General features: G+C 46.8%; 16 protein-coding genes. 3 read left to right on the plus strand and 13 right to left on the minus strand.

Translation table 11 applies throughout. The annotated features are described in order from the left end of the window. Window positions 1–12: 12 nt before the first annotated feature. The 4 genes from ABXR35_RS08440 to ABXR35_RS08455 all read right to left on the minus strand — a co-directional run bounded on the left by ABXR35_RS08440 (window position 13) and on the right by ABXR35_RS08455 (window position 5,614). Window positions 13–939 (minus strand): ABC transporter permease, encoded by a 927-nt coding sequence (locus tag ABXR35_RS08440; RefSeq protein ID WP_367058136.1) that lies wholly within the window; start codon window positions 937–939, stop codon window positions 13–15. Window positions 940–941: 2 nt separating this feature from the next. After that, window positions 942–2,567 (minus strand): ABC transporter substrate-binding protein, encoded by a 1,626-nt coding sequence (locus ABXR35_RS08445; protein WP_436669352.1) that lies wholly within the window; start codon window positions 2,565–2,567, stop codon window positions 942–944. A gap of 366 nt (window positions 2,568–2,933) precedes the next feature. Next, window positions 2,934–4,364: an LLM class flavin-dependent oxidoreductase gene (locus tag ABXR35_RS08450; RefSeq protein ID WP_367058139.1), complete on the minus strand. Its 1,431-nt coding sequence runs from the start codon at window positions 4,362–4,364 to the stop codon at window positions 2,934–2,936. 2 nt (window positions 4,365–4,366) lie between these two features. Next, window positions 4,367–5,614: a M20 metallopeptidase family protein gene (locus tag ABXR35_RS08455; protein ID WP_367058141.1), complete on the minus strand. Its 1,248-nt coding sequence runs from the start codon at window positions 5,612–5,614 to the stop codon at window positions 4,367–4,369. A 294-nt stretch (window positions 5,615–5,908) separates the two neighbouring features. On the opposite strand from ABXR35_RS08455, the gene ABXR35_RS08460 reads away from it, so the two are divergent. From ABXR35_RS08460 to ABXR35_RS08470, 3 genes are all read left to right on the plus strand, one after another. Then, complete coding sequence (locus ABXR35_RS08460; RefSeq protein WP_367058144.1) at window positions 5,909–7,201, plus strand: acyltransferase; 1,293 nt, start codon at window positions 5,909–5,911, stop codon at window positions 7,199–7,201. A 193-nt stretch (window positions 7,202–7,394) separates the two neighbouring features. Next, window positions 7,395–8,093 (plus strand): response regulator transcription factor, encoded by a 699-nt coding sequence (locus tag ABXR35_RS08465; RefSeq protein ID WP_367061290.1) that lies wholly within the window; start codon window positions 7,395–7,397, stop codon window positions 8,091–8,093. A gap of 102 nt (window positions 8,094–8,195) precedes the next feature. Continuing rightward, window positions 8,196–9,308, plus strand: coding sequence for a HAMP domain-containing sensor histidine kinase (locus tag ABXR35_RS08470; protein ID WP_367058147.1), 1,113 nt, complete (start codon window positions 8,196–8,198; stop codon window positions 9,306–9,308). Between the two features lie 202 nt (window positions 9,309–9,510). Here ABXR35_RS08470 and ABXR35_RS08475 read toward each other — a convergent pair whose 3' ends face one another. From ABXR35_RS08475 to ABXR35_RS08515, 9 genes are all read right to left on the minus strand, one after another. After that, window positions 9,511–11,115 (minus strand): sensor domain-containing diguanylate cyclase, encoded by a 1,605-nt coding sequence (locus ABXR35_RS08475; protein ID WP_367058150.1) that lies wholly within the window; start codon window positions 11,113–11,115, stop codon window positions 9,511–9,513. Window positions 11,116–11,301: 186 nt separating this feature from the next. Next, window positions 11,302–12,270, minus strand: a complete 969-nt coding sequence (locus tag ABXR35_RS08480) for an NAD(P)/FAD-dependent oxidoreductase (protein ID WP_367058152.1) — start codon at window positions 12,268–12,270, stop codon at window positions 11,302–11,304. A gap of 326 nt (window positions 12,271–12,596) precedes the next feature. Then, window positions 12,597–15,005, minus strand: a complete 2,409-nt coding sequence (locus ABXR35_RS08485) for a glycosyltransferase family 39 protein (protein ID WP_367058155.1) — start codon at window positions 15,003–15,005, stop codon at window positions 12,597–12,599. Window positions 15,006–15,428: 423 nt separating this feature from the next. Continuing rightward, window positions 15,429–16,067, minus strand: a complete 639-nt coding sequence (locus ABXR35_RS08490; protein ID WP_436669353.1) for a pectate lyase — start codon at window positions 16,065–16,067, stop codon at window positions 15,429–15,431. Window positions 16,068–16,448: 381 nt separating this feature from the next. Next, complete coding sequence (locus tag ABXR35_RS08495; RefSeq protein WP_367058160.1) at window positions 16,449–16,958, minus strand: metallophosphoesterase family protein; 510 nt, start codon at window positions 16,956–16,958, stop codon at window positions 16,449–16,451. Window position 16,959: 1 nt separating this feature from the next. Then, complete coding sequence (locus ABXR35_RS08500; protein WP_367058162.1) at window positions 16,960–17,832, minus strand: (2Fe-2S)-binding protein; 873 nt, start codon at window positions 17,830–17,832, stop codon at window positions 16,960–16,962. A gap of 273 nt (window positions 17,833–18,105) precedes the next feature. Beyond that, entirely contained in the window at window positions 18,106–19,173 is a 1,068-nt protein-coding gene (glpX, locus tag ABXR35_RS08505; protein WP_367058165.1) for a class II fructose-bisphosphatase, read from the minus strand. Between the two features lie 578 nt (window positions 19,174–19,751). Then, a complete protein-coding gene (locus ABXR35_RS08510; RefSeq protein WP_367058168.1) occupies window positions 19,752–21,455 on the minus strand; it encodes a M4 family metallopeptidase in 1,704 nt (567 codons plus the stop codon). Window positions 21,456–21,950: 495 nt separating this feature from the next. Then, window positions 21,951–23,594 carry a M4 family metallopeptidase gene (locus ABXR35_RS08515; protein ID WP_367058171.1) on the minus strand — a complete coding sequence of 548 codons (1,644 nt, stop codon included), beginning with the start codon at window positions 23,592–23,594 and terminating at the stop codon, window positions 21,951–21,953. Window positions 23,595–24,072: the final 478 nt, after the last annotated feature.

The following is a 24,072-nucleotide window of genomic DNA, read 5'->3' on the forward strand; positions in this document are numbered from 1 at the left end:
ACGCAATCCGGTTCAAGTGGAGCGACGAATACGGGGGTCGATATAAGCATAGGATAGATCGACAATCAGATTGATCACTACATACACAATTGCCGTGAAAAAGATGACACCCTGCACCACTGGTATATCTCGACCCATAATGGCATCCGCTAATATACGACCAATTCCTTGTCTCGAAAATACCGTCTCGATCACCACCGTACCTGCCAGCGTCTCACCCAGCTGCATACCGACAATGGTTACAACCGGAATGAGTGCATTGCGCAGCGCATGATGGTACATAATCACCCTTTCGCCGATTCCCTTAGCTCGTAGCGTGGTGATAAACGGTTCATGGATCACCTCCAGCATACTGCTGCGTACCATACGGATAATAAAACCCGCGCCGACGATACCGAGTGCAACCGAAGGTAGTACAAGCGTCTGCCAGCTATCTGAGCCCATTGCTGGAAACCAGCCCAGCTGAATGGAGAAGATCAGAATTAGCAGAATGCCTGACCAGAACGTTGGCATCGAGATGCCGAATAGTCCAATGATTCGGGCAATCATATCAATCCAACCATTCCGATGCACAGCCGATAGTACGCCAAGTGTAATCCCGATTACCGCAGCGATCAGTGTACTGGTGAGTGTCAACATCAATGTCGCTGGAAAATGGGCGATAATCTTCGGCAGTACTGGCTCAGAATTGAGCATGGATACGCCGAAGTCGCCGCGTAGAATACCACTCAGATAATTCCAGAACTGAATATAAAATGGCTGATCCAGTCCTAGCTGTACGCGCAGATTTTGTACCATTTCCGCCGTGGCATATGACGGATCAATCATCGACAATACCGGATCGCCGGGCAGTAAATAAAAGATAGCAAATACCAGCACCAGCGATCCCAGCACAACGAGCAATGAAGAGACAATACGTATTCCTGCCAGACGGAGCATCGTCACCCTCCTGTTCCTGTTAATTTCACATCGTTAAAGTCGGGATAACCAAGATGATTAAAGCTTAGACCTTGTACACTTTTGGAGGCAGCTACGGTATACGGGAAAATGTAGATCGGAATAATGATCGCCTGATCGCTAATCCACTGCTGAATATTGCGATAGATCTCTTCGCGTTTAGCTATATCCTGCTCCACTGCGCCTTCATCCAGCCACTTGTCTAGCTGCGGATTGGACAGACCGGACAGCGTCTCACGCGCTCCTTTTGCCGGTGTGTGATAAAAGGAATACAACGCATTCGGATCAGCATTGACTTGGCTATTGCCATACAGATCATACGCCTGATTTTGGTAAATGGTGGTGGCAACATCTTTTGTGATATTCACCTGAACCTCGATACCGACGGCTTTCAATTGCTGCTGCACCATGGTGGCAATATCATTGCGCTTCTCTCGGTTGGGCGAACCGTCCACATACCGCAGAACCAATCGTTTGCCATCTTTCACACGAATGCCGTCCGCACCCTTTGTCCAGCCTAGCTCATCCAGCAATTGATTGGCGCGTTCTACATTCGGCTGAATGTTGTGTTCGAGCGATGAATCGTAGCCGAGAATGCCCGGTGTGAGTGAAGACCATGCCTGTTTGTAGGTGCCTAAGTACAATGTTTTGACGATAGCACCTACATCGATGGCAGATTGTAGTGCTTGACGCGCCTTCAGATCATTCCACGGTGCATTACGTTGATTGATGAACAGCGTGTATGGTAAGCCCGGTGTATCGGCTTGCAGTAACTGTTGATTCGGGCTATTTTGCAATGCCAGTACGTTTTGTGGTGGTACCGTTTCGGCAGCCAGTACTTGATTGCTCTGTACACTGCCGATTCGCGTCGCTTCCTCTGGAATAATGGAGAACGTAATACCATCGAGATACGGCGCCTTCGTATTGCTGACCGTCTCTGGTCCCCACGCATACTTGTCATTGCGCTTCAGCTTGATGCTGGCATTATCCTCCCAGCTAACAAATTCAAACGGTCCGGTACCGACCGGATGCTGACCGAATTGATCGCCGTATTTTTTGGCGGCGGTGGGGGATACGATACCAAGCATCGATTGGCTCAGATTGACCAGAAATGCCTGCGATGGACGAGACAGATTCACTTTAACTGTGTAATCGTCGATCACTTCCGACGACTCATATGGCTGTATCAGCGCAAGCGCATTGGCTGCTTTGGTCGCAGGATCGATCACACGATCCAGATTAAACTTAACAGCTTCGGCATTGAACGGAGTCCCATCTTGAAATGTAACATTCTTGCGCAGCTTGAATGTGTAGCTTTTGGCATCCTTGGATTCGGTCCAGCTCTCTGCCAGCCACGGCTTGATCTTGCCATCCTTGTCCTGTACAACCAGATTGTCATAAATGTTATGGAAGACGCGCACCGACACCGCCCAGCCGCTGCGATGCGGATCAAGCGTATCCGGTGTTGTTGCCAGCGCATATGTCAACGTGCCGCCAGTTCCACCATTAGCAGCCTGCGCCGCATCATTGCTTGTTCCAGCACTTGTGCCGCAGCCGGAAAGGATCAACACCACTGCCATAAGACTGATCAGTGTGCTGCTCCATGCCATACGAGGTGACCACTTTTTGCGACGTTCGCCGCTGGCACGCTTAGCCATATGTCTTGACGACGAAGCATGTGGTGGTTGGTGCTGTTCCTGTGAACTGGATATATTCTCTCTATCTGTCATCATGGTCATGTTCATCTCCCCTTCTCCCCGTTCGATATGCAAAGGTATGTACATCGGCATACAGATACGTTTCTTGCAAAACGTCGGTATGCCGATGTGTGATTTCTAGTCTATTTCCGATAGACAGCCATCAATCGCGATGCGTGTTTGCGCTAGATAATGATGCGTGGCTACGCTACACAATGACGTGTGTTCGTCAGCGAAAGATCAAATACATATCCGCAAATGTTCATCTTGTAGACTCTTTTAGGAATGGATCTTTGCAGCCTGACGCTCTGCGGTATACCGATTCTCTGGTGCAGGCAGACCGAGATTCCCGCGCAGTGTGGCATGCTCATAATCGGTGCGATACAAGCCCTTCTCCTGCAACAACGGAACGACTTGATCAATAAATTCACTCAACCCGTTCGGTGTACCACCGCCAACGATAAAGCCATCCGCTGCGCCAGCGAGGAACCATTCCTCTAGCTGATCGGCAATATGCTGCGCCGTTCCGATAAAGGTCGGTCGTGGCGTTGCCGCCTGTAGCGCCACTTCGCGCAGCGTCAGACCTTTTTCCTTCGCATTGCGCTTTATGCTATCCGTTGTACTACGGAAGCTATTATCACCAAGATCGCCCAGCTCGGGGAATGGCTCGTCTAGCGGATATTGACCAAAGTCATGATGCTCAAAATAACGTCCCAGATAAGCAATCGCATTGTCGATAGTGACCAGCTGGGCAACCTGCCAGTACTTGCGCTCTGCTTCTTCGTCCGTTTCCCCGATAATGACACTGATACCCGGCAGAATCAGCAGATCATCAGAGGTGCGTCCATACTGTGGCAATCGACCCTTTAGATCATTGTAAAAATCCACTGTCTTTTCTAGACTGTCATGACGCGTAAATACAGCATCTGCCTGACTCGCCGCCAAATTCTTACCATCCTCCGATGAACCTGCCTGAAAAATAACCGGTTGCCCCTGCGGCGAGCGACCAATATTGAGTGGTCCCTGTACGGAGAAATGCTCCCCTTGATGATTCAGTGTATGCAGCTTGTTCGGATCGAAAAACTCACCGGTTTCCTTGTTACGGACAAATGCGTCCTCTTCCCACGAATCCCATAGCCCCTTAGTCACCTGCAAATATTCCTGTGCAATCCGGTATCGTTCTGGATGACTGGGATGCTCATCACGGCTAAAGTTACGTGCCGAGCCTTCCAGCGGCGATGTAACCACATTCCAGCCACCACGCCCGCCGCTAATATGATCCAGACTGGCGAACTGACGTGAGACGGTAAACGGTTCGCTGTACGATGTGGATAGTGTACCAACCAGACCAATACGTGAAGTAACCGAAGCAAGTGCCGACAACAGGGTAATCGGCTCAAAGCGATTCAGGAAGTGCGGAATCGACTTTTCATTGATATACAAGCCGTCCGCGATAAATAGGAAGTCGAATTTGCCCTGCTCCGCCTTCTGCGCTTGTTGACGATAGTAGTCAAAGTTGATACTTGCATCCACTGTAGCCTCAGGATGCCGCCAAGCCGACATATTGCCGCCTACTCCCTGAATGATGGCACCCAGATGTAGCTGCTTGCCACGAGCATTAACGTGATTAGCCGCTGAGACAGCAGGTTGCTGATGGGTAGTCGAAGCTTGATATGAATTGGATTGCGGATCATTGATAGAATGACTCATATTTATACATCCTCTCGTGTATAGGAAATGGAAGATAACGCATGTTTAGCAAACTGTACATGTAGTCGCGCACCTAGCAGCAATACATGTTCATCAATATCAAAACGTGGATGATGCAGCGGATACGCTTCTTGCTGATCCGGTGCTCGACAGCCAATAAAGGCAAATGCACCCGGTCGCTGCTCTGTGTACAAGGCAAAATCTTCACCCGCTAGCACAGGCTGCTCTAGCAGCTGCACGCCGTCTGCTCCAAATACATCCTTCGCTGCCAATTCCACCTGCCGTACGACATTAGGATCATTGCGTAGCACCGTACCTGTTCGCTGTACCACTTCAGCGGTTCCGCCCTGCTGCGCCGCAATCTGCTGGGCATACTCTGCAATCGCTGACGTAATGCGCTCTACCGTCTGCGAATCAAAGGTACGAAATGTGCCTGTCAATTCACTTTTGCCAGCAATTGCATTTTTGACTGTACCGGCGTGCAATGTACCGAACGATAACACCGCCGATTCTAACGGATCAATCATTGTCGCCATAAACAGCTTGATGTCATTGATAAAGCGTGCCGCCATGATAATACTGTCCGAAGCGAGATGCGGTGTACTGTGATGTCCCGGCGTACCGCTGAAGGTGATTGTAAAATGACTAGATGCCGCCATTGCCGTACCCGGATGAATGCCAACCTGCCCTGTTTCTAGCTGTGGCCAAACATGAAGCGCAAATACCTGATCCACTTTCTCCAAAATACCGTCCTCGATCAGATCGCGCCCACCGCTGATCAAGCGTCCATCCAGTGGGGACGGAAGTGCTCCCTCCTCTGCCGGTTGAAAAGCAAATACAATCGTGCCATGCAGCTGTTCTCGTTCTGCCGATAAGACTCGCGCTGCACCGAGTAGCATCGCTGTATGCGCATCATGTCCACAAGCATGCATCACTCCTTCGTGTACCGATGCGTATGACGTTGTATTCTGCTCAGTAACCGGTAATGCGTCCACATCCGCGCGTAGTAGAATTACGGGTCCCGGCTCTGCCCCGCGCAGAATACCGATTACGCCTTTATGAAAATGATGTCCCACCTGCTCATGCAGCTCTATATCCCATTTGCGAAGCAGACCAGCGATAAGCTTCATCGTCTCATCCACCTCAAACAGCAATTCTGGATAACGATGCAAATGGCGGCGAATACGTGACAGATCACTTTCCAACGTGTCATATATTAGCCCTGCCGACGAGGATATATGATCCAGCATCTCGTTCCTCCTCTCCTCATTTGCTTATTCATTTAATTCCTATCGAATAAATATGAATTATGACATTAAATGTATGCCTTATCTTCGTCAGCGTCAATGTATCTGCTAATAGATAAGATCAATCCGCTTATAGAATATATCAATACAAGTTCTTAGCATCTGTTAAGAATGTTTTAAAACATTCTTGTGAATATTGGCGCAAAAGCATTAAGAATTACACGTTGTAATAGATACAGTGAAACACGCTGACGTGGAATATACGCCAGCAATTTTAGTTTGGAAAGGAACGTCGGCATGACAACTTCAACTACTGTATCCAGCAAAAAAGAAAGACTCCCTCAGCTTCAGGTCGTGCGAGCCATCGCGATTATGGGCGTGATTACTGTGCATTCGACCTCATATGCCACCCTGAATATGCTGGCATCAACACACTACTGGCTGTACAATTTTCTGAATATTTTCATGAAATTCGGAACCCCTACCTTTATCGCGCTCAGCAGCTTTGTTCTGTTTTATAACTATATTGATCGTCCGTTGGATCGTACATTAGTCACTAGCTTTTATAAGCGCAGACTGCTATATATCGTTATTCCGTATGTAGTATTTTCACTGTTTTACTTTGGTTTTAGCCAGTATCTTAGTAGTAGCCCATCCTCTCTGCATGAGATGACAACGAGCTTTATCCATAAGCTGCTAACGGGTAAGGCGTATACCCATCTGTATTTTGTGTTTATCAATATGCAGTTTTACATTTTGTTTCCACTATTTCTGTGGCTGTTCAAGTCCTCACCACGTGTTGCTCGCTGGGCGATACCGCTCGGATTGCTGCTGCAATGGGCATTCGTGCTAGGGAACAAGTATTATTTTCAGGTGGATAATCGAGGTAGCTGGTCGCTGTCATATTTCTCCTATTATATGCTGGGTGCAACGCTTGGTATCTATTACAACCAGTTAAAAATATGGCTGATCATTTGTCGTAACCATATATCTGCTGCTCGAATCGGAGTATGGTTACTGCTATGGATGATATGGCTAGGAAGCGGTCTAACGCATGTGTATATGTGGTATGAGAATCGCTTGTACGACATATCGTATCATTCTACTTTATTTGATCTGTTTTATAGTCTGTATGCTTTTACAAGTGTGCTAGTACTGCTGCAATTGTCCTTTCTGTTATATCGTGGCGGACGCTCATTGACGGGGCGTGTATTGGCACGACTTGGTTCATTGTCGTTCGGAATATATCTGATTCATCCATTCTTCCTGCTTCTGTACCGCAGATTGATACCGGAATCGGGGTATTCGTTACTGGAGCATGCGTGGTATGCTGGCGGATTCCTTACTGCACTGCTATGCTCGTGGTTAGTCGTTTATCTCGCCGCCCGCTATATTCCGCTGGCTTGGCTGGCATTTGGTAGTCTGCCGAAGATAGGCGCATCGTCTACATCAGCAACCAGCCGATCCACCATGTCATCTGAATCGCATACATCCTCGTCGTCAACGACAACGACTGCATCTATTTCATCGCCAGCGATCCAAACGATGACAAAGAATCACACACCTACAACCGATACGACATATCGTTGATCTTCTCACTATATGAATCGTAAGCAAATCATCTGTAGAACTTCTGCCTACTAGCGAATGAATCTGTATACATTGGTCGTTATATTCCCAGCATCCCTATCCCGTTCATGCCATGTTCATACACCCATTGTATGATCATCTCATATGAGATGCTGCTGGATTCCACTATTAGCAGTGCGGGAGGATACGAATGATGACACAAGGTAAAATATTGCTTGTCGATGATGAGCCAGATATCGTCAAGCTGATGCAGATTTATTTGCAATATGAAGGGTACGATCTGTTAACTGCGACGGATGGACAGCAGGCGCTAGATGTGGTTGCCGCCGAGCAGATTGATCTGATGGTGCTGGATGTGATGATGCCAAGGCTAGATGGCATTCAGACCTGTATGCAGATTCGCGAAAAAGAACATTTTCCCATTATTATGCTGTCCGCCAAAGGGCAGGATATGGATAAAATCACTGGGCTTAGTGTAGGAGCAGATGATTATGTTACCAAGCCGTTCAATCCGCTCGAACTGGTTGCACGCATTAAGTCTCAGCTACGTCGCGCGCAAAGCTATACGCCACAGATCAGCACATCAAGCGAACAGATTGAGCTAGGTCCACTTCATATCGATGTGACCAATCATGAGGTCTTTGTACATGGCGAGCCAGTACGTCTAACTCCGCGCGAGTTTGCCATTTTGCTGCTGCTTGTTCGCCATCCGGGGCAGGTGTTCAGTACCGAGCATATATACCAGAAGGTATGGAAAGAAGACTATATGGATTCACCCAATACTGTAATGGTGCATATCCGTAAAATACGCGAAAAAATTGAGTCTAACCCGCGCCAGCCCCATTACCTCAAAACGGTCTGGGGCATCGGCTATAAGATTGAACATCTGTAAATGATCGTAACAATTGAATACCATCTATTGTTCAACCGATTCTCCATCCCTTGCAACACCTATTACAAAACCATCATGGACTTAGGAAAAGAGTGACTAGATATGATTCCTCGACGTCTCGATACACTAGGCTGGCGCATGACGTTCTATAGTCTCGTTGCCATCGGCTGTGCAGCCGCTATCGTATTCGCCGGATATGTAGGCGCGCGTATGCTGCTTTGGTTTCATCCGCCGCTGCCCGAGCCTGCACTGTATATTAATGTGATTCGCTGGTGTGTCAATAATATCGGCTTTGGACCAGTAATGATCCTTTGTTTTATCCCGTTCTATATGCTGTTCCTGCATCGCTTCTCGCGCCCACTGCTACAGCAAATGCGTCAGCTCAGTAACGGTATGAGTATGGTCGCAGATGGTAATACCGCACATCGACTACCCGTATCGTCTAACGATGAACTGGGCAGATTGTCATCCCAGTTGAATCATATGCTGGATCAACTTCAGCATGCAATGAATGAGGAACGCACCGCGCTACAATCGCAAAATCATCTAATTACTAGCGTTTCCCATGATCTACGTACACCACTCACTTCAATTATTGGCTTTCTTGGTTATGTAGAAAGCGACCGGTATCGCGACGAGATTGAGCTGCGCCATTATGTGCATATCGCCTACGAGAAATCACGAACGATGCAAAAGCTGCTTGAGGATCTACTAGACTATACACGCATCACCTATCATGCCCAACCTCTGCAATGCACAAACCTGAATGTGGTACAGCTATTGGAACAATTGACTGAGGAGTGCGTGCCTATGCTGGAAGAAGCGGGGATGGAATATCATCTTACATCCTCATCCCCCGTACTCATGGTATCGGGTAACGGTGAGGAGCTAGTACGCTTATTTGAAAATGTGATCTCCAATGCGGTGCGTTATGGCAGCTCTGGACATTGGCTTGATATTCAGCTAGAACAGCGACAAGGGCAAATTATGATTCGATTCACCAATTACGGTCAGCCGATTCCGCCAGAGGCACTGCCCTATCTATTTGATCGCTTCTATCGCGCAGATGCTGCACGTTCCGGTTATAGCAACGGAAGCGGTCTTGGTCTTGCCATTGTGAAAAGTATTGTCGAGCGTCATCATGGTAGCGTGTCTGTACAAAGCCATGCTGCTGAAACCTACTTTGACATTGCATTGCCTGTCGCATCATCCTAACGTATAGAAGCAGCATATTCTGCCTGCTACCAATAGATTGACATGTTAATACTATGCCTCACAATCAGAATATCCATCTCTCCATCTATCCACTACATCAAAAAGGCTGCGATTCATCATGCTTGTGCATGAAGAATCGCAGCCTTTTGTACAGAATATGTCTATTCATTTGCTGAATGACACATTCATCTGCTCATTCTATTTAATGCTTGTTGTGTGAAGGATGAGGGTCCAACATCATCTCTTTGGAAAAGACGGTTGTCCGGTTTCTACCCTCGCGTTTGGATGTGTATAACGACTCATCTGCTTTGGCAATGAGATCTGTCGGAGAGTCGCCCTGTTCTGGAAATACCACAATACCGAGCGAGACGGTAATCAATTGTCCCGAAGGTCCCGGCGTACTGCTAACCAGCTGACGCAAACGCTCTGCCACAATATAAGCACGCGTTATGTTACAGCCACGCAGCAGAATGCCAAGCTCCTCACCACCATATCGGAAGCAGAGATCACCCTCACGCGATACATTCCGCATCGTTGACGCTAAAAATTGAATCACGCGGTCACCGACCAGATGCCCGTACGTATCATTCACCTGTTTGAAATGATCAATATCAACCATAATCAATGCAAACGGCTCTGTATCCAGACACCATGCTTCTAGCGTTGCATCAAAGTTACGCCGATTCGCAAGCCCTGTTAAGCCATCTAGTGCCGTTTCATTCCGTAGCTTGTTGATGTACTTTTGCAGCTGCCGAGTCGTTAAACGCAGACTATTATACAGCAACTTGATCTCATACGTAGCTGAACGAACCGGTGGCAGCTCACCAGAGTTCCATTCGGAGAGCATCTTGTCAGAATAATCCGCCAACCTGTTCAGTGGACGAACCACCAAATAAGTCAGCACCCAGCCAGCCGCCAACGTGATCAGCAGTAGCGGTAACGATTGTAGCGTACTGCTCTGCAATAGATTATTCAGCGGATCTTGGATCACGTTCGCCGGTGTCTGCGATACAATGCCCCAGCCAGACTTCATATTGTACGCATAACCGGCATAATACTCTGCCCCGTTCATATCCGTATACGTTACGGAACCGTTGAGACCAGCAATGACCTTCCAAACCGCTTCATTAGAAGCGACATTTTTGCCAATCATCGCAGAATCTGGATGAAAAATAACATTCCCTTTGGAATCGACTGCAAATACATAAGAGCCGTCACTGTCATAATCCTGCTGCAGTATGAGCTGCATCATATTCGACTGGTGCAAATAGATCGTTCCGGCAATATATCCATAATAGTTGTTGTTTTTATCAAATAATGGACTGGTCACTAGCACAAGCAAATTACCCGTCTGTCCGACAAAGGGATCGGTAACCATATTTTCGCGTGCTTTCACAATGGCACGACTTGCATCGCTGTCCAGCTTTTGTCCAATTTTCAAATTGAGATTGGTTGGTGCAACCCCCGTTAAGGTAAAGTCATTGCGTACCACGGTCAAGGAATTGAAGTATTCACTGTTGGTCATATACAAATCATCCAGCCGCGCCTGATCGATACGACCGTCACGCTTCCACATATCCGCCATGGAACTAATACTTTTCTGAATGCGTTCCAGCAAATCGCCGGTTGTAGCGGACAGATCCATAGCACGATCATAATTGCCGCTCAAATAATTATTGACCAGGGATTGTTTACTAACATTGTAAGCGGAATGAATGGAAATGATCATTGTGAGTACAATGGATACGACAATAATAAAACTGACGATAGTAACAAGCTTAAACCCCTTTTTAGGATATAAACTCAATGTTCCATCCCACCTGGCAATAAAATAGTATATCAGCTTCATCATAACACACTGCTGAAAAGAAGGGAACGCAAAAGAACAGTATCCCCTCTTTAATGAATTCGCCATCATTCAGCAAAAAACCTTCTGCGTATACGTGCATACGTATCTGCAGAAGGCATGTTTGCCCATATACGGGGTATCTAGTTAAGAGTGAATCGTATGCTGCTGTCGATTCGCTTGTTGAGGATGCTCTTGATTCATTTTATGCAAGGTTTTATTGATCCAAATTGCTGCCTGCGCGCCTTCGCCCATAGCGATATTCGCTTGTTCGGAATGCGCCGCCAAGTCACCAGCCACCCATACATTGTCGATATTGGTCATTTTGGAGCGTGGATGTGGCTCAATATGGTGATTGTGCAGCGTCTCGACTCCCAGCTGCTCCGCCAGCTCTGAATTGACATGATTGCCACCAAAAGCGATAAACCCGCGCTCTGCTTCCAGCAGCTTGCCATCCTCCAATTCTACACTTTCCAATATTCCGCCTTCTCCATGATGCACCTGTTGAATAGCCGATTCGATATATTCGATTCCCAATTCACGCAGACGCTCCATCGTTTCTGGCTTGAATGGCTTACTCTCATGATTGACATAGACCAGTTGATCCGTACGAGCAGATAAGATCAATGCCATCTGCGCACCTGCCTCGCCTGCCCCCAGTACCAAGGTACGCCGCCCTTCAATCTCATAACCATCGCAATCGGGGCATACATACACACTATGACCTAACGTTTGCATCAAACCCGGCAGACGTGGAAAACGATCAATCAATCCCGTTGCTAGCAATAGTGTGCGTGCACGGTAGCTTTCTCCTTCTGCGCCTTTGAGTAGAAAGTGATCCTCTTCCTTCTTCGCCTCGATTATACGGTCGGCATGGAACTCAACGCCAAGCGGCTCCGCCTGACTACGTCCAAGTTTGCGTAATTCATCGCCAGAGATTCCATTGGGAAATCCCAGTATATTGCCGTAATTCTGACAAAAGGTAGAGCGCCCTTTGCCTGCATCAATCACCAGAACGCGATGAGCCGAATAACGTCCCAGCTGTATCGCTGCCTGCAAACCGGCAATACCTCCTCCTACAATAATGCAATCATATCTTGTATTACTATCAATCATATGGGAACCTCCTAGAGTTTGGATATGGAGTATATATTCATAACGATGCTTATACGTTAATATGTAAACCTTCTAGGTAATATGAAACGGTAATACCTAATATATTAAAGGATCATTTCCTAATATGCCGATCGGCAATCTATTGTATGCCTTTTCATAAATTGATATAAAAAATCCCATCGCCGCGATGCAATCGCAAACGATGGGATATAAAGTACTATTCGGTAAGAACATCCGTACGTATACAACAATCTGTGCTTGTATAGCGAATGGATTCAATGAATAGACATTCCTACTCACCGTACAGATGATGGATTGGTTAGCCTTTAGTCGGTTACATCTTCAGGAGTAATTTCATACAGCTTGTTACTCATCATGCCGAAGCCACCAAATCCGCTAATCACATCATTGATACGACTCATACCATTGCTGGTCGTGCTGGATGTACCTGATGTGCCGGATGTTGATTTGTTACCAGATAACGCATTTTGCACAACAGATGCGGTTGTTTCTTCCCATTGTGAGGATGGCACTTCGGTACCATTTTGCTCAATCCATTCGGTAATCTCACTGGAACCGCCACGACCCATACCGCCAATCAGGAAGTATTTGATCTCTCCAGCTTTGATCATCGCTTTTAGTTTATCCAGCGTTAGGATCGGATCGCTACCACTGTAGCCACCCATCGCCATAACCGCCTTACCTGTTCTGATAATATACGCGGACGCGGAATTCGCATTGCTGACCGCGAACAGATATTTCTCGCCGGTATTGTTTTCCGTCACATAGGACAGCAGCTTCTCATTCACAGAATCCGCCAAGCCCATTCCGCCGCGTGTACGGGTCGTTCTGCCGGAAGTGCTTGTTCCAGTACCACTTGGAGGCGTACCCGGCGTTGGTGTATTCATACCAGCGCCATTCATACCGCCGTTGCCAGTTGTACTTGTTCCGTTTGTACCAGCTCCCATACCTGTTCCATTCGTACCCATTCCGTTTTCCGAACCGGATGTGGTGCCTGCTCCATTATTCATACCCGGCTGACCCTGACCCGCGCCCATCATAGCGCCACCTGGACGATTGCCGCCTCCGCCAAAGCCCATTTCCGTTACGGGACCACCATAAGGCAGAGCGATATTGCTAGACGGATTCATCAGCGGGAAGGAAGACCAGTATACTGGTGTCAGCAGCAAAGCACCAATCGCACCAGAAACGACATACGTTTTGGTACGGCGTAGCGACTTAACACGCGGAATCGCGATCAGTGCTACCGTTGCAAGGATGCCCAATGCAGCAATCAGATAGAACCAGATCGAAGCAATCTCATTGCGATACGGATAAATAACATATAGCTGGAAGGCTGCGGTCAGTAACACGCTGATCGGCAGCAACCACGATAACCAGCCTTTGCCCTCACGATAAAAGCGCCACTGAGCGACCAAGCCTGCCGCTGCAATTGCCGCAACCGGAGGCGCCAGCATAATCAAATAATATTGGTGGAAGAAGTTCGCGATGCTGAAGAATCCAGCAACCGGAAGCAACCACATGAGCCAGAAGACGATTTCTGTGTATTCCAGACGACGCCAGTTCTTTCTGCGTACACCTGCAAACAGAGCAATCAAGGAAATGATGGCGAAGGGCAGCAGCAGACTTGACTGTCCCGACAATTCTTTTTGGAACAGACGGAATGGCCCTACTTCGCCGGTATTGAACATACCGCCTGTACGGCGACCCGTGTCACCGCCACCCGGAGGCTGCATATTGCCGCCCGGCATACCAGTGCCCATAGCATTGCCAGCTGCACCGTTCTCTGTTGACATTTCACCAGTTGCAGATGCTCCACTGCCCTCTGTACCGGTTGTGGTAGAACCATTTTCGCTTGTAGCGCCCGGCATTCCTGGCATACCGCCACCACCCATATTGCCAAAGGTTTGCGTTTCACCAGTCAGACGGCTAACACCGTTATATCCAAATGCCAGCTCCAGTACAGAGTTGGTTTGGCTACTGCCGATATAGGGACGCTGATCTGCTGGCACGCTATCGACGATAACTGGCCAAGAGAGCGATACCCCTGCCAGTGCAATCGTACCGAGTATCAGCACAGATAGCTTCTTTTTCCAATTCACTTTGTAAGCGAGCAGATAAAATACATACAGCGCAGGCAAAATCATGTAGGCTTGCAGCATTTTCTCGTTAAAGGCAACGCCGATCATGGCGAATCCGCCGATGATCCAGCCGATCTTTTGCAGACGTACGCCTTTGAGCAGCATCCATGAAGCCAGCAACAGCGTGAATACCAGAATGCCGTCCACGTTGTTGGAGCGCTGCACGGCTACAGCCACCGGTGTAAGCGCCATGAATAATGCAGCAACACGAGCGGCAGTCAGACCGAAGGTTGGCTTAACCATCGCATAGATGAGTCCAACCGAGCCTATGCCTGCAAGTGCTGCTGGCAATGTTACACTCCATCCGTGCACGCCAAATATCGCCGCAAACAACGTCTGAATCCAGAACGCTACAGGCGGCTTATCAATCGTTACGAATCCCGCAGGATCAAACGAAGCATAGAAAAAATTATGAAAGCTTTGCAGCATGCTTGTAATAGCAGCTGTATAGTACGAGTTGGCATTTCCGTTATCCCAAATATTCCAGAGATTCAGAAATGCGGATAAGATCAAGATGAGAATGAGGGGAATATCTATTCTTGAGCGAGATACAGTAGTGGTTCTTGGTTCCATTGGACTTCCTCCCGAATTGGTGATTGGATGATCTGACGCATCCTTTACAATCGCTCGTCTTGCTCCGCTCCGAATGAGGATGACAGATATTGGGATCGAGCAGTCATGACGGCTTATTTATTCCTCCTCATCTATTAAATATGATGTATATGTATTTTGTATGAACAACATTAAGATCAGTTCATAGAATTCTTAAAAATACATAAAAAATAAAAAAGTACCGCCAATATAGCGGTACTTCAGTCATTTCTTAGTATATATATAAGCGTTATGCAATATAAGGGGTATGTAGCACAGACGCTTGGCGCCTGTAGAAAAGGATAATTGCTGGCTATACGATACTTTGGCGATGATCATTGTATCGCATAGTATGATGGACATGGAACATAGATCAATTCCGCTCCCTATACTTTACAGGCAGGCTTAGTATTGTACATTGCCACTTTCTGTAATGTTAGCAGTGTTTACACCACGGAATTTGGTCGGGATATTATGGTAACGTGTATTTGTCATCTTTACGGTAGAGATACTGCTATCAGTACGGAAAATGGATTCTTTCATATTGGAGATGTCACAGCGATCAATAATCACATTAACTTTGAATGTGCTGCCACCCACCTGACGGATGAATTTACCAGCGTTGGAGCCTTTAAAGTTTTTTACCGTAAAAGTAGATGGAGCGTTAATTTGGAACATTTTATCATCGCCATTGGTAGCGGAACCGCCGTCCAGGGTGACATTACCGCTTTCCTTGATCGTCAGGGCATCTTCACCGATGTCTTCCCAGACAATATTTTGGAGTGTTGCATTGCCGTACGTATGTATGCCGTCTGCTGCAGGTGCGCCAATTACTACATTTTTGATAGCGCCACCATTTTCAATACGGAAAATAGGCTTTTGCCCTTCCTTTTGACTTCCATCCCCCAATGCGCTGCCTGCGATATACCGTTGACCTTTGCCATCGAATACTTCACCGCTTTTTACAATAATCGTCGTGTTCTGTACACCCGGTGTGGCAGACGTTGCCGCTGATACCGTCGCTGTAGGTGCTGGAATTATCATAATAACCGAAGCTAGTACAGTGCCTGCCATCAAAGAAACAAACCATTTTTTCATATTCTCAATCTCTCCTTTATCATAACGTTGTTACCCGAATTTTATTGTAAATAAATGGGTACTCTTCCACAGTATCATCCGTTGGATTACTTATCTATATGAAAATGAAGAACCCTTTTCATGAAATGCTGTAGAATTTTATGTATTTTTCATCATATGAACCTATACAACATTGACGTATCATTCTGTTCATATCTCCTAGATATACAAATGGTGCTAACCGTACATGCCACATATTGCATACCATACGATACGAGATGAGGCAGTTTCGTCAGGTACGCAAACATGCCGCACATCAAGGATGCACGGCATAGAAAGTAATCCTACTTAACGTTTCTGATCCTTATCAAAGAAATAATGCTCATATCGAATATCGTCATCTTGGATAAAAAGCTTCCCATAAGAATACCGAGGCTGCATGCGTTTGTCAGTTGGAGAGCCGGGATTGAACAACAGAACGCCATCACGCTCCTCCGCAAATGGAATATGCGAATGACCGAACACAATAACGTCTACTTCGCCCGGCTCAAAGGAACGGAATGCTCGATCCTGCGTCGATCCCCGGAATCCGCCGTCTCCGTGTACAATGCCGATTTTCTTACCAGCGACCTCGATAATTTTGCGGCGTCCCAGCTTATCGACGATACTCTGTGAATCATTATTTCCAGCAATCGCTTCGACAGGTGCCACCTCTGCGAGTAGCTCATACACGCCCCAGTCGCAAAAATCACCTGCATGAATAATTAACTCTACATCAGCCAGACCATCCCACACCTGCTGCGGCAAGGTCAGACGATGGCGAAACAAATGCGTATCCGAAATAACACCAATAATCATGTTACCCCTCCTTCAATGAATGAGCGAGCCGTCGTTCCTCGCGGGTATTCTTGCTAAGTTTGGGACAGTTAAAGCAGTAATCGCCATCATCCATCTGATGATACAAACAGCAAGCACTGCGAATCAACACCTGTCCATTGCGCTCCAGATTATCGGTATAACGCGGTGGTACTGCAAGTGGATTACGACTCAATGCAAATACGTCAGCAGGCAATTCATGCAGTACATAATGCAGATCCTGCTCTAATTGGCTTTTTACTGGTTCCTCTGCTTGCTGCTGCCATAATGCAACAAAATAATAATATCGTGCTGGCAATTGCCGCCAAAGCATACGTACATGTTCTCCCGTCACCTCTGCCATACATTCCATCAGCGGTCGCAACACTTCCGTATACATCGCTGTCATAACCTCATATCGGAACGTTTCCCGATCACCATTCCATGACGACTCATACAAAATATGTCGCGTTGCATGGTCATTTGATACTTCAAGCTCATCTGTCACTTCATGCTCTGCCGACAATGACTGTAGCGACAGTGTATCCACCTCAAAGGCAAACTGACAATATGCTCCGCTCATGTACATATGGAGCGTCAATTGTTCCAGCGATAAGCGAATTCCCGTTTGATGCACGGACAAGTAATACTGCATCGCTAGTGGCAGCCCAGTCAGCCATGAACAGAAAAAGGTAGCTGCTGGCGCAAGATCAGACGCTCCCAGTCGTGGTGCATAATCCTCCAGAAATGCCTTCATTCCCTCAGGAGTCGCCAATTCCGTAAATGGAATGTGATAGATCGAATCTGGCTGAGGCTGATTCACGATATAAAATTGCTGACGTAGCTGTTCCCAATCCGGCTGTATGATATGCCCCATCGCATTCATCTCCTTTGCCGTGTTCGTGATGATATTCCTTCATCCTATACCATTTATACAGGTAGTTCAAACAAACAAAAAAAGGGACAGCCCGATATACGGACTGTCCAAATCACGGAGGTAATGCTGAGAAAGCGTACCGACTCTTATACAAGCATGCAATCCTTGCATTCCCTAATATGGATCACTGCTATGGGGGAGGCCATAAACAGTCATCGAACATAAGAGCCGGACATTCAGATAAAACCCTTAACCCGATAAAGCATCAGGCGCTTATTGCGCCTGTTTAACGGCAGCCTGCTGTTTCTTACCAGCTACCGATTCCACGGCTGCCGTGCGGCGGTCTTCCGGCGTACCAGTCGACTGAATTTTTGCAATTTTATGCAGCACTTCTTTGTTCGGCAAATAATGAAGCGACTTGATATAACGAATCGTTTTGGTTTTGGCTCTCATGACGATAGAATGCGTTTCGGCACGCTCGTCGCCGACATAACGGACACCACCCAAAATCTCGCCCGGTGTTACACCTGTTGCAGCAAAGATCACATCATCGGTACCGATCATATCCTCCATGCTCAATACACGATAGGGGTCTTCAATGCCCATCGCTTTGCAGCGAGCGAACTCATCTGCATTGGCAGGCATCAGACGGCCTTGAATTTCACCGCCCAAGCATGACAACGCTGCTGCGGCAAGAACGCCTTCCGGTGCGCCGCCGGAACCGATATATAGATCGATACCCGCTTCTGGGAATGCTGGAGCCATTGCACCAGCGACATCACCATCACTTAGAAATTTGATGCGTACGCCTGTTTTGCGCAATGTCTTGATCGTACTTTCATGACGATCACGATCCAAAATCATGACCGTCAAATCCGCCATTTTCTTGCCCAGTGCCTTTGCTGCCTTGCGCAGCGTGACATCCACTGGGTCCTCAATACTAAGCTTACCGACAAGTGCCGGTCCAACGGCCAGCTTCTCCATATACATGTCTGGTGCATGGAGCAGATTGCCCTTGTCCGCTACCGCAATAACCGATAGTGCATTATTCAACCCCTTTGCTACAATGACGGTGCCTTCCAGTGGATCTACAGCTACATCCACCTCAGGAGCTTGGGTGCTACCCAGCTTCTCACCGATATACAGCATCGGCGCTTCATCCATTTCTCCTTCGCCGATTACGACCGTACCATTCACCGATACGGAATCGAACATGGCTCTCATGGCCAGCGTTGCTGCCTCGTCTGCACTGTTCTTGTCACCGCGACCCATCCACGGAGCCGAAGCCAATGCCGCTACTTCCGTTACTCGTACAATTTCCAATGCCAATTCGCGTTCCATGTCTTCCACTCCTTCTATTTGTGGGTTTTCCAAGAGAAATGATTTGTTTCTGCTGACTATAATAGCATCTTTCTTTAAATAAATGTTGCTTTTTTTGAAAATTTTCTTTTAAAACAAATTTATTGCATCAATAAAGAAAGATTATATGTAATTATAACCACTTTTCACGACATGAAACAACATTATAATTTGGTATTTTAGTCCCTTTTCCTATACTCCTTTAAGCTAAATCCATAAAAAACAGCTTAATACATAACAAAAAAGCCTAATTTCTATGAAATGTTAGGCTTTTCGAATCATTTTCAGTTATGAAAATACGACAAAAAATAGCCACTTTGAAATAAACATGAAAATACGGCTAATCAAGGGGGATGATTAGCCGTATTCAACATTAATGTCCGAAACCAACATTCAATGTTATATTCAGACATTTACAATAGGGAGAAACAAACTGTCTGCCTGGCAGACCATCCTATTGCTGCTTCTTTTGCTTGCTGTTGCCGTACGTTTCCTTCATTAGATACATATACCACTATGACTCCAAAAGGAAACTCCATGCAAGAGCAACCATTCTTATATTAGAAGATCCCCACTGCGTCGAAAGCATCCTTGACGGAAGTGGTTTGCGTGGAGCTAGCACCATACAGGTCTGTAGAAGCCTGTGTCATTGCTGCACGGAAATCGGCAAAATCGGAGGTGGACGTCAGATACAGCGTCAGCGCGCGATACACAATGGCAATCGCCTGACTGTTACCGATGCCTTTTACATCGACACCTTCAAATGTACCGCCGTGAGACAGCAGATAATATGTTTTGTTAGGAATCCCACTGTTGGTGTGTACACCGCCCCAATCACCGTCTTCGGTGTTTGGCAGGTTTTTGTATTGATCCATATGAGCTGGATCACCATACAGTGTTGGATCAGCCATCGAACGCAGCGCATCGCCTGCTTTGCTTGGCGTATATACATCCTCGCCGATCAGCCAATCATTTTTACCCTGAATGGCATTACCGAACATGTCGGCAATCGCTTCATTCAACGCGCCAGATTGATTCTCATACTGCAAATTGGCTGTATGCTCGATTACGCCGTGCGTCATCTCATGCCCTACTACATCCAGTGCACCGGACAATGGAGCGAATACCTTGCCGTCTCCATCACCGTAGATCATATAGGAGCCGTTCCAGAATGCGTTATTGTACTTGGACCCATAATGCGTAACGGATTGGATACGCAGACCAGAGCCGTCGAGACTGTTACGGTTAAACTTTTCTTTATAGAAGTCATACACTTTAGCCGCGTAGGCATGTGCATCGACCGCCGCTGGATCAGTAAAGGTAGAACTGGTGCTGGATACCGTACTCAGCGAGCCAGAGGTGCGGTTATTGATGGTATACGTCTCAATGCCACTACCGCGTGTTGTATCGCGTAGCAGATAACGTGTTCCAACCTGAGCAACAGTTAGCGATTTGGTATCACCAAGCACTCCTTTGCCTGTGCCCGTAGCATGCTCTAGCAGCTCCTGCTTCTGAACGATGGAGCCGTCCTTAGCATCGACAAAGTAGCGTGTACGCACCGGCTCTGGATCAAGCAGATTCACTTCAGTCACATAGACCAGATGCGCTTGCTCTCCTTCAGGTGCGTAGATGTACAGGGTAGCTGATGGAGCCTCCAATGGATGTACAGCACTGCCGATGGCAGTAGCTGTATCCTGCTGAGCAATCCGAATCGCTTCCGCACTACTCAGCTTCGGTGTTACTAACGATTGCCCATCTGTCCCATTATCCGTGTTAGATGAACCATTGTCATATACATCATCAGTGACAGCATAATGAGATCGCGTCTGCTTGCCATATACCTCGTCTGTCACACTTCCCTGAGAAGAAGCTAATTTACCGTATACATCGTCAACTACCTTGCCTAGATAGAGCGATACCTGACCGGATGTATCAAAATGCAGCGTCTGGTCTGCACCGTATATCGGTACACCTTTGTACACCTGCGCAAGGCGATAATGATCCGTACCTGTTGCCGAATCTGGCTGACGCTTTGTAATTTCAAATCGCTGCTGTACACTGTCGGAGGAAGAATCGGTTGCCGTCAGAGAGCGATTTTGCTGTTCAAGAAACGACCATACTTTGGCATCACCGGAAATAGATGCCTGACTGACAGCCTTCGGTGTGTAGGAACCGAGCGGATTCACATCGCCCGCTGCAAACACGGATGTCTGGGTACCGATCAACAAACTACCTGCGAGTAAAAGACCTGCTGTTTTTTTCAAAGCATTCTCCCCTGTCTTGTAAATTGGATTACTGACTAAAAAACTTACAAATTCCACATCGCTCATAACTGACAATTTGCAAGGTACAGCTTATGTATATTGCATGAACACGCATGAATGCTTCTCATTGAGCATCATTTCCAAATCCCCATGGGCATCCTCTTTTTCATACGAAGTTGTAAATAATGGAACAACTATCCATGCGTTGGAAAGAATATTATCATGATTCCTAAAGAAAATAAACACTTATTTAGATTTTTTTAAGATTTGTTTAAAAATAGTTCATTGTGCCTGACACTTTGGGTCAGCTTATTCAACGACTGGTCAATAATAATCAATACTAGATCCTACTCTATGTATAAGGGGATAGAATTCCATTACATAAAAGAAAAGCACCTATCCATTACATAAAAGAAAAACACCTCTCTACCCTCAGGCAGAGAGGTGCTTCCTTTCATGTTCATCCATGATCCGTCGAAGAGATCGTTGGCTGAATTAGTTGATGCCTACCGCGCTCAGAGAGTTCTTAACCGCTGTAGTCTGTGTGGAACTTGCACCATACAGGTCAGTGGAAGCTTGAACCATAGCGGAACGGTAGCTGGAGAAGTTCGAAGTGGACGTCAGATACAGTGTCAGTGCACGGTATACGATTTGGATCGCTTGGGAACGACCGATACCAGTTACTTTCACGCCATCGAATGTGCCACCTTGTACCAGCAGGTAGTAGGCTTTGTTAGTGATACCACTGTTCGTATGCACGCCACCATTGTCGGAAGATGTGTTGTAGTAGTCTGCCATACGAGCAGGTTGGTCACCTTTTTCAGGGTTATCCATGTAACGCAGTGCATCACCGGATACGCCTGGTGTATAGATGGAATCACCGATCAGCCAGTTTTTGCCTTCGATTGTGTTACCGAAGATATCGGAGATGGATTCGTTCAGTGCACCGGATTGACCGTAGTATTCCAGGTTAGCTGTATACTCAGTTACACCGTGAGTCAGCTCGTGACCAACAACGTCCAGATCGCCGGACAATGGTACGAAGGTTGTGCCATCGCCATCACCGTATACCATTTGGGTACCGTTCCAGAACGCATTGTTGTATTTGCTGGAATAGTGCGCAGTGGAGCGCAGAACCAGACCATTACCGTCGATGCTGTTACGGTTAAAGTTGGATTTGTAGAAGTCGTAAACTTTTGCAGCATACGCATGCGCATCAACTGCAGCTGGATCGTTGAATGTGCTGCTTGTGCTTGTTACTGTCGAACCTGGCAGGGATGTACGGTTCGAGGCAGTGTATGTTTGGATACCTTTACCACGAGTAGTATCGGACAGAACATAAGAAGAACCGGATGTGCTAACAGTCAGTGTTTTGGTGTCGCCCAGTACACCTTTACCTGTACCTGTTGCGTGCTCGATCAGGTCATATTGGAACAGGATCGAACCGTCTTTTGCATCTACGAAGTAACGAGTGCGCAGTGGTTCTGGTTCCAGCACGTTCACTTCTGTTACGTAAGCCAGACGTGCTTCTTTATCTTCTGGAGCGTAGATATACAGTTTCGCTTCAGGTGCTTTTTGAGCTTCGCCCAGTGCGCCTACTTTGGAGGCAGCATCTTTTTCAGCAACAGCGATTGCGTCAGACGCGCTCAGCTTCGGTGTTACCAGATCAGCGGAGCTGTCTTCTTTCGCGTATACATCAGCAGTTACGCCTTGTACTTTTTCGGAAGATTCCAGTTTGCCATATACATCTTCAACCACTTGACCGAGATACAGGGATACGTTACCCGATTTGTCAAAGTGCAGTGTTTGCTCTGCACCATATACAGGAATACCTTTGAATGTTTGATTCAGACGATAGTGCTCCGTTCCGGTTTTGGAATCGGATTGGCGCTTCGTGATTTCAAACAGTTCTTTTACATCTGTAGAGCTAGCATTATCCGTTACAATTGTACGTTTTTGCTTGTCCAAGAACTTCCATACTTTCGCATCGCCATTGCCAGAAATACCAGCCGTTTGTGTGATCACTTTTGGTGTGTAATCACCGAGTGGTGCCAGACTATTCGTATCAGCTGCAAATGCGGAAGTTGTTGCACCAACGAGCAAACTGCCTGCGAGTAAAAGACCTACTGTTTTTTTCAAAGTTTTCTCCCCTGTTCACTTGGTTTTGTTTGAATAATAAACTGCTCCGGTCGAAAATCCAGCGTACATCCGTAATTGTACCTGTTGCTACCCAACCCGAGATCCTGCTTACACCCTGCCAGCTATGTATAGCGGGCTTGCCAAACCTGTGATGCCGCTGCTTTCTTCACCTCCTGTAGTTGAATGTGAATCATCATTTGCGGAACACATCTCTGTGTGGGAGAAAGCGTATCACGATTCCTAAAAAAAATAAATACCCTTTTGACTAAAAAAATGAAAAAATCTTAAAAAGATCCTAATAACTAACATATGAGGTGCCTTTAATTGACAATCGGTCAAAAAAGATGATGTTTTCACACGCAAAAAAGACTTAAAAAACGCTTCTGCGATTTTTTAAGTCTTTTTTTACATGTTAAACTAAGTTTTCATTTAAAATATATAGGAATCAGGAATATGATTTATTCATTTTGACGCTATC

The organism is Paenibacillus sp. JQZ6Y-1 (genome assembly GCF_040719145.1).
GTDB lineage: Bacteria > Bacillota > Bacilli > Paenibacillales > Paenibacillaceae > Saccharibacillus > Saccharibacillus kandeliae.